Annotated in this window: 8 protein-coding genes; 6 read left to right on the top strand and 2 right to left on the bottom strand. The window is 62.9% G+C overall.

Annotation, left to right across the window (positions count from 1 at the left end):
• Positions 1–125: 125 nt before the first annotated feature.
• The 6 genes from mexE to DNK10_RS17505 all read left to right on the top strand — a co-directional run bounded on the left by mexE (position 126) and on the right by DNK10_RS17505 (position 9409).
• Entirely contained in the window at positions 126–1355 is a 1230-nt protein-coding gene (gene mexE / locus DNK10_RS17530) for a multidrug efflux RND transporter periplasmic adaptor subunit MexE (RefSeq protein WP_131180543.1), read from the top strand.
• Positions 1356–1458: 103 nt separating this feature from the next.
• Entirely contained in the window at positions 1459–4632 is a 3174-nt protein-coding gene (locus tag DNK10_RS17525; protein ID WP_131192431.1) for an efflux RND transporter permease subunit, read from the top strand.
• Complete coding sequence (locus DNK10_RS17520; RefSeq protein WP_131192430.1) at positions 4629–6041, top strand: efflux transporter outer membrane subunit; 1413 nt, start codon at positions 4629–4631, stop codon at positions 6039–6041. The genes DNK10_RS17525 and DNK10_RS17520 overlap by 4 nt, the downstream gene beginning before the upstream one ends.
• A gap of 392 nt (positions 6042–6433) precedes the next feature.
• Positions 6434–6940, top strand: a complete 507-nt coding sequence (locus tag DNK10_RS17515) for a disulfide bond formation protein B (protein WP_131192429.1) — start codon at positions 6434–6436, stop codon at positions 6938–6940.
• 7 nt (positions 6941–6947) lie between these two features.
• On the top strand, positions 6948–8246 hold the full coding sequence (locus DNK10_RS17510) for a glycosyltransferase (RefSeq protein ID WP_131192428.1): 1299 nt from the start codon (positions 6948–6950) through the stop codon (positions 8244–8246).
• 161 nt (positions 8247–8407) lie between these two features.
• Positions 8408–9409, top strand: a complete 1002-nt coding sequence (locus DNK10_RS17505; protein WP_131192427.1) for a TRAP transporter substrate-binding protein — start codon at positions 8408–8410, stop codon at positions 9407–9409.
• A gap of 77 nt (positions 9410–9486) precedes the next feature.
• Here the strand turns inward: DNK10_RS17505 and cysG are convergent, their stop codons facing one another.
• The gene (gene cysG / locus DNK10_RS17500) at positions 9487–10887 is read right to left on the bottom strand and encodes a siroheme synthase CysG (protein WP_131192426.1); all 1401 of its coding nucleotides are present in this window, start codon (positions 10885–10887) and stop codon (positions 9487–9489) included.
• Between the two features lie 173 nt (positions 10888–11060).
• Positions 11061–12338: a serine--tRNA ligase gene (serS, locus tag DNK10_RS17495; RefSeq protein ID WP_131180536.1), complete on the bottom strand. Its 1278-nt coding sequence runs from the start codon at positions 12336–12338 to the stop codon at positions 11061–11063.
• Positions 12339–12349 lie beyond the last annotated feature (11 nt).

Below are 12349 nucleotides of genomic sequence, written 5' to 3'. Positions count from 1 at the left end.
ATTTATATTCCAAATCGTAATATCATCATTCACAGTGATATCTATCTTCGGGGCGTTCGATTCGTTCCTGGATGTTGCTGCGACCAGACTCCGCCTCTATCACTACATCTTGGCGGATCGCAATCATGGAACACCCCAACACCAAGCTCTGGCATTTCCCCCTGGCACTGGCCGCGACACTGGTGCTCGCCGCCTGCGGCAAGAGTGAGGACGTGGCTCAGCAGATGCCCGCAGCGAAAGTCAGCGTGGCCGAAGTCATCGAACAGCCACTCAACGAATGGGACGAATTCACTGGCCGCCTCGAGGCCCCTGAATCCGTACAGATCCGCCCTCGGGTCTCCGGCTTCATCGACAAGGTGAGCTTCGCTGAAGGCACCCTGGTGAAGAAAGGCGATCTGCTGTTCCAGATCGACCCACGGCCTTTCCAGGCTGAGGTCAAACGCCTCGAAGCCCAACTGCAGCAAGCCCGCTCCAATCAGGTTCGGGCGAGCAGCGAAGCTCGTCGCGGCGAGCGTCTGCGCCAGGGCAATGCCATCTCTGCCGAGTTGGCAGATGCCCGCAGCAGCTCGGCCCAGGAAGCTCAGGCGGCGGTCGCCGGGATTCAGGCGGAACTGGACAACGCCCGTCTCAACCTCAGCTTCACCCGTGTGACGGCGCCCATCGACGGCCGCGTCAGCCGCGCCGAAGTCACTGCCGGCAACCTGGTAACCGCCAGCCAGTCACTGCTGACCTCGGTTGTGTCTACCGACAAGGTCTACGCCTACTTCGATGCCGACGAACGTGCCTTCCTCAAATACACCGAACTGGCTCGCCAGTCCGGCCAGGACAGCCGCGGCAAGAGCCCGGTGTACCTGGGACTGTCCAACGAAGACGGCAACCCGCATCTGGGTCAACTGGACTTTCTCGACAACCAGGTCAACCCGCGTACCGGCACCATCCGTGGTCGCGCCGTGTTCGACAACGCCGACGGACGCTTCACTCCCGGCCTGTATGCCCGCCTGAAACTGGTCGGCAGCGATACCTACGACGCTACCCTGATCCAGGATGTCGCCGTCGGTACCGACCTCGGCAAGAAGTTCGTGCTGGTACTCGGCGCGGATAACAGCGTGGTGTATCGCTCCGTTGAACTGGGGCCGAAGCTGGAAGGTTTGCGCATCGTTCGCAGCGGCCTGAGCAAGGGCGAGCGTATCGTGGTCAACGGTCTGCAGCGGGCGATGCCAGGCAGTACGGTGGATCCGCAAGCGGTACCGATGGCTGACGAGAAAACCCTCGCAGCCCTGGAGCAGCAACGCCGTGCCGTCGCACTGACGAGGCCGGTGCGTGACGAGGAACCGTTGAAGGTCAGCCTCAAGTAATACCGGGCCTGGCCCTCCCCCTTATACCGATCCCGAGAACCTGCTCGCGCCATTCATGGCGTGGGCAGGCTGGACTGTGCGTGTTAAACAAAGGAACACCCCGATGAACTTCTCCCAGTTCTTCATTCAGCGGCCGATCTTCGCCGCGGTGCTATCGCTGATCATCCTGATCGGCGGTGCCATTTCGCTGTTCCAGCTACCGATCAGCGAATACCCGGAAGTGGTGCCGCCCACCGTGGTGGTCAGGGCCGACTTCCCCGGCGCCAACCCCAAGGTCATCGGCGAAACCGTGGCCTCGCCACTGGAACAGGCCATCGTCGGCGTCGAGGGCATGCTCTACATGTCTTCCCAGGCGACCAACGACGGGCGCATGACCCTGACCATCACCTTCGCTCTGGGTACCAACCTGGATACCGCCCAGGTGCAGGTGCAGAATCGCGTGACCCGTACCATGCCGACCCTGCCCACCGAAGTGCAGCGTCTCGGTGTGACGGTGGACAAGGCGTCCTCGGACATGACCATGGTGGTGCACCTGACGTCACCGAACGACGCCTACGACATGTTGTACCTGTCGAACTACGCGGCGTTGAACATCAAGGACGAGCTGTCACGCCTCGATGGTGTCGGCGACGTGCAACTGTTCGGCCTGGGTGACTATTCCATGCGGGTGTGGCTGGATCCGGACAAGGTCGCCTCGCGCGGGCTGACCGCGACCGATGTGGTCAATGCCATTCGCGAGCAGAACCGCCAGGTTGCCGCCGGTTCCCTGGGCGCGCCGCCCGCTGCCAGCGACAACAGTTTCCAGCTGTCGATCAACACCCAGGGCCGCCTGGTCAGTGAGGACGAGTTCGAGAACATCGTCATCCGTGCCGGCGAGAATGGCGAGATCACTCGCCTCAAGGACATCGCTCGCATCGAGCTGGGCTCCAATCAGTACGCCCTGCGTTCGTTGCTGAATAACAAACCGGCCGTGGCCATGCCGATCTTCCAGCGCCCGGGCTCCAATGCCATCGCCATTTCCGACGCGGTGCGCGAGCGCATGGCCGAGCTGAAGCAGAGCTTCCCCCAGGGCGTGGACTACGAGATCGTCTATGACCCGACCATCTTCGTGCGCGGCTCCATCGAGGCGGTGGTGCATACCCTGCTCGAAGCCATCGTACTGGTGGTGCTGGTGGTAATCCTGTTCCTGCAGACCTGGCGCGCCTCGATCATTCCGCTGGCCGCGGTACCGGTGTCGTTGATCGGCACCTTCGCGGTGATGCACATGTTCGGTTTCTCGCTCAACGCCCTGTCGCTGTTCGGCCTGGTACTGGCCATCGGCATCGTGGTGGACGACGCCATCGTGGTGGTGGAGAACGTCGAGCGCAATATCGGCCTGGGCAAAACGCCGGTGGAGGCCACCAAGCAGGCGATGAAGGAAGTGACCGGGCCCATCGTCGCCACGGCGCTGGTATTGTGTGCTGTGTTCATCCCCACCGCCTTCATTTCCGGGCTCACCGGGCAGTTCTACCAGCAGTTCGCGCTGACCATCGCCATCTCCACGGTGATCTCGGCCTTCAACTCCCTGACCCTGTCGCCGGCCCTGGCTGCCGTGCTGCTCAAAGGTCACCACGAGCCCAAGGATCGCTTCTCGCGCTTGCTGGAACGTCTGTTCGGCCGTTGGCTGTTCAACCCCTTCAACCGGGTCTTCGATCGGGCCAGCAACCGCTACGTGGGCACCGTGCGCCGCATACTGCGCGGCAGCGGCATCGCCCTGGTGGTGTACGCCGGTCTGATGGGGCTGACCTATCTGGGCTTCTCCAGCACGCCGAGCGGTTTCGTGCCGCCTCAGGACAAACAGTACCTGGTGGCCTTCGCCCAGTTGCCCGATGCGGCCAGCCTGGATCGCACCGAAGCGGTGATCAAGCGCATGTCGGATATCGCCGCCAAGCATCCGGGCGTGGAGAACACCGTGTCCTTCCCGGGTCTGTCGATCAACGGTTTCACCAACAGCCCCAACAGCGGCATCGTCTTCACGCCGCTCAAGCCCTTCGACCAGCGCAGCGATCCGGCACTCAGCGCCAACGCCATCGCGGCGGATCTGAATGCCCAGTTCGCTGATATCCAGGAGGCCTACATCGCCATCTTCCCGCCACCGCCAGTGATGGGGCTGGGCACCATCGGCGGCTTCCGTGTGCAGATCCAGGATCGCGCCGACCTGGGTTACGAGGAGCTATACAAGCAGACGCAGAACATCATCGCCAAGAGCCAGCAGGTGCCGGAACTGGCAGGATTGTTCACCAGTTATCAGGTCAACGTGCCGCAGGTGGAAGCCAATATCGACCGTGAGAAGGCCAAGACCCACGGCGTGGCCATCGATGAAATCTTCGACACCATGCAGGTCTACCTCGGCTCGCTGTACGCCAACGACTTCAACCGCTTTGGCCGTACCTATCAGGTCAACGTGCAGGCTGATCAGCAGTTCCGCCTGGAAGCCGAACAGATCGGCCAACTGAAGGTGCGCAACAACCGTGGCGAGATGATCCCGTTGTCGACTTTCGTCAAGGTCAGCGACAGCGCAGGCCCTGATCGGGTGATGCATTACAACGGCTTCATCACGGCCGAGATCAACGGTGCGGCGGCGCCCGGCTACAGCACCGGTCAGGCCGAAGCGGCCATGGCCAAACTGCTGAAGGAAGAACTGCCCAACGGCATGAGCTTCGAGTGGACCGAGCTGACCTATCAGCAGATCCTCGCCGGTAACACCGCGCTGTTCGTGTTCCCGCTCTGCGTACTGCTGGCCTTCCTGGTGCTGGCTGCCCAGTACGAAAGCTGGAGTCTGCCGCTGGCGGTGATTCTGATCGTACCGATGACGCTGCTGTCGGCCATCGCCGGGGTGATCCTGGCCGGTAGCGACAACAACATCTTCACCCAGATAGGACTGATCGTACTGGTTGGCCTGGCCTGCAAGAACGCCATCCTGCTGGTGGAGTTCGCCAAGGACAAACAGGAAGAAGGCATGGATCGCGTCGCCGCGGTGCTGGAAGCCTGCCGTCTGCGTCTGCGGCCGATCCTGATGACCAGCTTCGCCTTCATCATGGGCGTGGTGCCACTGGTGTTGTCGAGCGGTGCTGGCGCGGAAATGCGCCATGCCATGGGCGTCGCGGTGTTCAGCGGCATGCTCGGGGTGACCTTCTTCGGTCTGCTGCTGACACCGGTGTTCTATGTACTGATCCGGGCTTTCGTGGAAAAACGCGAGGCGCGCAAAGTGGCGCGTCTGCAGGAGGCGCAGGCATGAAATCCCTGAACAACGTGATACCCCGTAGCCTGCTGCTCAGTGCCCTGACACTCGCGTTGAGCGCCTGCGCGGTCGGCCCTGACTACCGGGCGCCGGATAGCGCCGCTGTGATCTCGGCACAAAGCGCCGGGGCCGGCTACGACACCAGCCGCTTCGAAACCCAGTGGTGGCAGCAATTCGAGGATCCGACGCTGAGCCAACTGGTACAGCAGTCGCTACAGGACAACCGCGAATTGCGGGTGGCTTATGCCCGTCTGCGCGCCGCCCGAGCGATCCGTGACGATGTCGCCAACGACCGCCTGCCCACCGTGACCAGCCGGGCCAGTAGCGAGATCGGCAAGGGGCAGCAACCAGGCAGAACCGAGCAACGGGTCAACGCCGAGCGTTATGACCTGGGGCTGGACATGGCCTGGGAGCTCGACCTGTTCGGACGCATTCAGCGGCAGCTGGAAGCCAGCGAAGCACAGATCGATGTCGCCCAGGCCGACTATCAGCAACTGCAGGTCAGCCTGATCGCCGAACTGGTGGATGCCTACGGCACACTACGCGGCGCGCAGTTGCGTGAGCGTATCGCCCGTGACGATCTGGACAACCAGCGCTCGTCGCGGGACATCATCGAGCAGCGTCGTGAAGTCGGCATGGGCAGTGAACTGGACGTGCTGCGTTCAGACGCTCGTCTGGCTGCCACCGAAGCCACCGTGCCACGTCTGCAGGCCGAACAGGTGCGTGCCCGCAATCGCATCGCCACCCTGCTCGGCCAGCGCCCGGATCAGCTCAGCGTGGATCTGTCGTCAAGCCCCTTGCCCGCCATCGCCAAGGCATTGCCTATCGGTGACCCGGGTGAGTTGCTGCGTCGTCGTCCGGACATTCGTGCTGCCGAGCGCGAGCTGGCTGCAGCCACCGCACAGGTTGGCGTGGCCACGGCGGATCTGTTTCCACGGGTCAGCCTGTCCGGCTTCCTCGGTTTCACCGCTGGCCGCGGCTCGCAGCTGGGCTCATCGGCGGCCAGGGCCTGGGGCGTTGCACCGACCATCAGTTGGGCGGCGCTCGACCTGGGCAGCGTTCGAGCACGTTTGCGCGGCGCCGAAGCGGATGCCGATGGTGCCCTGGCAGGCTACGAGCAGCAGGTTCTGCTGGCACTGGAAGAGTCCGAAAACGCCTTTAGTGATTACGGCAAACGCCAGGAACGTCTGATCTCTCTGGTGCGCCAGTCGGAAGCCAGCCGCGCGGCAGCGGCCCAGGCCGGATTGCAGTATCGCGAAGGCACGGCCGATTTCCTGGTACTGCTCGACGCCGAGCGCGAGCGCCTGGCCGCCGAGGACAGCCAGGCGCAGGCCGAGGTCGAGCTGTACCAGGGCATCGTCGCCATCTACAAGGCGCTGGGCGGAGGTTGGCAGCCAGCGTCCTGAATCGTTTTTCCCTCCCCGGCCGGCATAGCTGGCCCTTGACGCCCCACGGTTCGCCCGTGGGGCTTTTTTATATTCTGGCAAAAGAGTTACGCGCTTCAGGACTTGTAGTCGCAGTGAACTATGACGTTCGACATTCAGATCACAAGATCGCCGGCAGGCCGGCTCCTACAGAGGATCAGATTGCGTAGGAGCCGGCTTGCCGGCGCGATGTGAATGCTGCAGTGCATCCACCAACGCTAATTGCCAGCAAGGCCAGGTGCCCCTATGGCTCCTACTCGCAAGATGCATCGTTCAATCCGCCGCGTTTCATCGGATTCCTCGATTGCCGTGCACGCCAGCTTCCGGTACAAACGGCAGCTTGTCGCTACAGCACCGTATTTCTGGAGAACTCCATGCCCCGCTCTGCCACGCCCGCCCCGCTGCTGCTCGTGATCGCACTGGCCAGCGCCGCCATGCTCGCTGGCGCGCTGGTCGCGCAACACGTCTTTGCCTGGGAACCCTGCACACTGTGCGTGCAGATTCGCCTGTGGCTGGCCCTGACCATCGTTCTGGCCCTGCTGCTCAGCGCCGCCTCGGCCGCCCGGCAAACCTGGCTGGCGGTGCTACTCTGGCCGCTGCTGCTCGCCGCCAGTGGCATGGCGCTGATCGACAACGCCCACGTCACCCTGATCGAACTGGGCGTCATGGAAAGCTTCAGTTGCTCGCCCTTCCCCTTCTACTACCAGAGCTTGCCTCTGCACGAGTACTGGCCGGAGGTGTTCATGAGCGGCGGCATCTGCGGGCAGAACGACTACAAGATTCTCGGCCTGCCCTTCACCGTCTGGACACTGGCGAGCATCGCCGCGCTGTTCGCCCTGGTGCTGCTCACCCTGTGGCGCAGCATTCGCGGCAAGCGCTGAGTCCGTCATGCGCAAGGTATTGGTCATCGGCTACGTCTGGCCGGAGCCGCGCTCGTCCGCTGCGGGCAGCCGCATGCTCGAACTGCTGGGCGTTTTTCGCGGCCAGGGCTGGCAGGTCACCTTCGCCAGCGCTGCGGCGTTGTCCTCGCACCGTGCTGACCTGGGCGAGCTGCAGATCGACGAGGTCGTCGTCGCCCTGAATTGCGACAGTTTCGATGGCTTCGTCGCGCAGTTGCAGCCGGATCTGGTGCTGTTCGACCGTTTCTTCACCGAGGAACAGTTCGCCTGGCGTGTCGAGCGCGCCTGGCCTGCTGCCCTGCGGGTACTCGATACCAGCGATCTGCACTGCCTGCGCGATGCCCGCCACGCCTTGCTCAAGGCCAACCAGCAGGCCTGCTCCGGGGAGGCCGAGCGGCAACGGGTCGGCCCGCTGCGCGCCACGGCGAGTCGGCTATACGAGGCCATGGCGAATAGCGACATGGCGCAGCGCGAAGTCGCATCGATCTACCGCTGCGACCTGACTTTGATGATCTCCGAATTCGAAATGAAGCTACTGCAGGAGCAGTTCGGCGTACCCACGTCGCTGCTGCACGACTGTGCACTGATGCTGATTCCGCCGGCGGTCGAGGATCTGCCCTTCTCCGAACGGCAGCATTTCCTCAGCATCGGCAACTTTCGCCATGCGCCGAACTGGGATGCCGTGCTGTGGCTCAAGCACGCCCTGTGGCCGCTGATCCGAACGCGCCTGCCTCAGGCCCAACTGCACGTCTACGGCGCCTATCCGCCACCCAAGGCCACGGCGCTGCACAATCCCAAACAGGGCTTCCATGTGCTCGGCTGGGTCGATGATGCTCACCGGGTAATGGCCCAGGCCAGGGTCTGCCTCGCGCCGCTGCGCTTCGGTGCCGGAATCAAGGGCAAACTGGCCGACGCCATGGCCTGTGGCACGCCGAGTGTGACCACGCCGATCGGCAGTGAGGGTATGCACGGCGAGTTGCCATGGCCCGGCGGCATCGCTGATGACGCAGATGCTTTCGCCGATGCCGCAGTGCAGCTCTATCAGGATCAAGCGCGCTGGCTAGAGGCGCAGCAGCATGGCCATGCCCTGCTCGACAGCCGCTTCGATCGTCAACGGCTCGGTGAAGAGTTGGTGGCCCGCCTGAACGCGCTGTTCATTACGCGCGAGCAGCACCGTCAGACCAACTTCGTGGGCGCCATGCTGCGTCACCACCAGCACAAGAGTACCCAGTACATGTCGCAGTGGATCGCGGCCAAGAATGCGGCTATCGGCAAAGTAAAGGTTTGAGGGCAATCTGCCAGCTTTCCTGCTGCTCCCCGGACGGACGTCACAAATAGGACGTCATGTTTGCAGTAGACTCCGCGAACAACCGTAACCGGTTCTCGCACGGACGCTTCTGCCAACCAGCGTCCGACCTAAAAATAGTCGATAAGAATAAGGTCACCCGCATGTTCAAAAAGATCGCCGTTGCGGCCGCCTGCGCCCTGACGCTCACTTCGTATACTACCCTCGCCCAAGAAAGCACATTGGTGATCAAGTTCGCTCATGTGGTGACCGATGACACCCCCAAGGGCCAGGGCGCGCTGATGTTCCAGAAGCTGGTCGATCAGCGCCTGGAAGGCAAGGTCAGAGTCGAGGTCTATCCCAACTCATCGCTGTATGGCGACGCCAACGAACTGGAAGCGCTGCGCAACAACGATGTGCAGATGCTGGCCCCTTCGCTAGCCAAGTTCGACCAGTACACCAAGCAGCTCCAGGTGTTCGATCTACCCTTCATGTTCGATGACCTGGAAGCGGTCAACCGTTTCCAGAAACGCGCCAAAGGCCGCCAGCTGCTGCGCTCCATGGAGGATCAGAACATCGTCGGTCTGGCCTATTGGCACAACGGCATGAAGCAGATGTCGGCGACCAAGGCCCTGCGTCTACCGGGAGATGCCGCAGGGTTGAGCTTCCGTATCCAGAACTCCACGGTGCTCGAAGCCCAGTTCTCCCAGTTGGGCGCGAAGTCGGTGAAAATGCCGTTCGCCGAGGTCTACAAGGGCCTGCAGAGTGGCCAGGTGCAGGGGGCCGAGAACCCTTGGTCGAACCTCTACAGCCAGAGTTTGCATGAGGTTCAGCCGTTCATCACCGAAACCAACCACGGCGTGCTCGACTACATGCTGATCAGCAACGCGCGCTTCTGGTACGGCATTCCCCACCAGATCCGCACCGAGCTCGAGGCCATCATCGACGAGGTCACCTTTGCGGTGAACCGCCAGGCTGAAGAGGCCAATCTGGCTGACCGTCGTCGTATCGAAGCCTCGGGGAAGAGCCAGGTCATCACGCTCACCCCGGAGCAACGCGAAGCCTGGCGCGAAGCCATGCGCCCAGTGTGGCAGCAGTTCGAAGCCGAGATTGGCAGTGATGCGATCAAGGCAGCGCAGATCGTCAACCGAAAACGCTACAACTGAGCCGCTGGCGTGTAGCCGTAGGGTGGATAGGGGGCGTCGCCGACGCTCTTCATCCACTACTACGAAACCAGTAGACGCTACTCGGAGCGCTCCTCCTGAGCGCCTTCGAACCAGGCCAGTTTTTCCCGTAACTGCACCACTTCGCCGACGATTACCAGCGTCGGTGCATGCACCTCATGGCGAGCCACCAGATCCGGCAGGTTGGCCAGGGTGCCGGTAAATACCCGCTGATTCTCCGTGGTGCCCTGCTGCACCAGCGCTGCCGGCGTGCTGGCGGCACGGCCGTGGGCGATCAGTTGCTGACAGATGGTCGGTAACCCAACCAACCCCATGTAGAACACCAGGGTCTGGCTTGGCGCGATCAGCTCCGGCCAGGGCAGGTCGCAGCTGCCGTCCTTGAGGTGGCCCGTGACGAAGCGTACCGACTGCGCATGATCGCGATGGGTCAGCGGAATGCCTGCATAGGCCGAGCAGCCGCTGGCCGCGGTGATGCCGGGCACTACCTGGAAGGGAATGCCATGGGCTGCCAAATGCTCGATCTCTTCGCCACCACGGCCGAAGATGAACGGATCGCCACCCTTCAGTCTCAATACGCGCTTGCCGGCCTTGGCCAGGTCGATCAGGCGCTGGTTGATCTGCTCCTGGGGGACAGCATGGTCGGCGCGGCGCTTGCCCACGTAGATGCGTTCGGCATCGCGGCGGCACAGTTCGATGATCGCCGGGGCTACCAGGCGATCGTAGAGCACCACGTCGGCCTGTTGCATCAGGCGCAGGGCACGAAAGGTCAGCAGATCGGGGTCGCCTGGGCCGGCACCGACCAGATAGACCTCGCCCAGCGCCCGAGGCGCGGCGCCACTGAGCTTTTCTTCCAGCAGACGGCGAGCTTCACCGAGCTTGCCGGCGAACACGCTTTCGGCGATTGCCCCCTGGAACACGTCCTCCCAGAATACCCGGCGTTGCTGTACATCGGGGAACAGGCTCTTGACCTGGGCACGGAAGATCTTCGCCAAGCCGGCTAGCTGACCGTATGTGGCGGGAATCCAGGTTTCGATCTTGGCGCGGATCAGGCGAGCCAGCACTGGCGCATCCCCGCCGCTGCTGACGGCGACGATCAGCGGAGAACGATCGACGATCGCCGGGAAGATCACGCTGCACAGCGATGGCGCATCCACCACATTGACCGGAATGCCGAGCGCCTGTGCCTGCTGGGATATCTGCGCATTGAGCGGCATGTCGTCGGTGGCGGCGATCACCAGGGATACGCCCTGCAGGTCGCCTGTCTCGTAGCCACGCAACACCAGCTCCCCAGCCCCGTGCTCGACCAGCTCGCGCAATTCGCTGACCACGTCGGGCGATACCACGCGCAGCGTACCGCCCGCATCGGCGAGCAGCCGCGCCTTGCGTAAGGCGATTTCGCCACCGCCCACCACCAGCACGCGGCGGTTCTGCAATTTGTGGAACAGAGGAAGGAAGTCCATAACGAGGCCCGCTTCAGTCGCTCACGGCAGCGACAGTAAAAAATAGCGGCCCCGAGACAAAGCTCGGGGCCTGATTTGTAGGGTGGATCGGGGCGCGTAGCCGACGCTCTATCCGTCCACCATTGCAACGGCCGGGTCTCAGCAGCGCGCCCGAGCCTTCTCGCAGACCCGCTTCAGATGACCTCGATGCCACCCATGTACGGCTTCAGCACGTCCGGCACACGGATCGTGCCGTCGGCCTGCTGATAGTTCTCCAGTACGGCCACCAGGGTACGGCCAACCGCCAGGCCGGAGCCGTTGAGGGTATGCAGCAGTTCCGGCTTGCCGGTTTCCGGGTTGCGATAGCGCGCCTGCATGCGCCGCGCCTGGAAATCGCCGCAGTTGGAGCAGGAGGAAATCTCGCGGTACTTGTCCTGGCTCGGCACCCAGACTTCCAGGTCGTAGGTCTTGGTCGCGCTGAAACCCATGTCGCCGGTGCACAGCGCCAATACGCGATACGGCAGCTCGAGCAACTGCAGTACCTTCTCGGCATGGCCGGTCAGCTCTTCCAGCGCCTCGAAGGATTTGCCCGGTTCGACCACGTGCACCATCTCGACCTTGTCGAACTGATGCTGGCGGATCATGCCGCGGGTATCACGGCCCGACGCCCCCGCCTCGCTGCGGAAGCACGGCGTGTGGGCGACGAACTTCAGCGGCAGCTGCTTGGCATCGATGATCTCGCCGGCAACGATATTGGTCAGCGACACTTCGGCCGTTGGAATGAGATAGAAGTCGGCTTCGCCTTCGCGGCTGATCTTGAACAGGTCTTCCTCGAACTTAGGCAGTTGACCAGTGCCCTGCAGCGCTGGCGCCTGTACCAGATACGGCGTGTAGGCTTCTTCGTAACCATGCTCGGCGGTGTGCAGGTTGATCATGAACTGCGCCAGAGCGCGGTGCAGACGGGCGATCGGGCCGCGCAACAGGGCGAAACGCGCACCGGACAGCTTGGCGGCGGTCTCGAAATCCAGCCAGCCGTGCTGTTCGCCGAGGCTGACGTGATCCTGCACCGGGAAGTCGAAGGTCTTGGGTGTACCCCAGCGACGCACTTCGAGGTTGTCGTCTTCATCCGCGCCGACCGGCACCGACTCGTCCGGCAGGTTGGGAATGCTCAGCAGCAGGTTGTCCAGCTCGACCTGGATGGCGTCCAGCTCGCGCTTGCCCTCTTCCAGCTCGCTGCCCATGCGGTCGACGTCAGCCAGCAGCGGTGCGATGTCTTCACCGCGCTGCTTGGCCTGGCCGATGGACTTGGATCGACTGTTGCGCTCGGCCTGCAATTGCTCGGTACGGGTCTGAACGGACTTGCGCTGAGCCTCGAGGGCTTCGACGCGGGTCACGTCCAGTTCATAGCCACGGGTGGCCAGACGCTGGGCAATATCGTGCAATTGGCTGCGCACCAGTTTGGAATCGAGCATTTCAGGTTCTC

Origin of the sequence: Phytopseudomonas daroniae (genome assembly GCF_004327275.1) — a bacterium.
Classification (GTDB): domain Bacteria; phylum Pseudomonadota; class Gammaproteobacteria; order Pseudomonadales; family Pseudomonadaceae; genus Aquipseudomonas; species Aquipseudomonas daroniae.
Note: the sequence above shows the minus strand (reverse complement) of the source record. Positions and strands in the feature narration are given on the sequence as shown.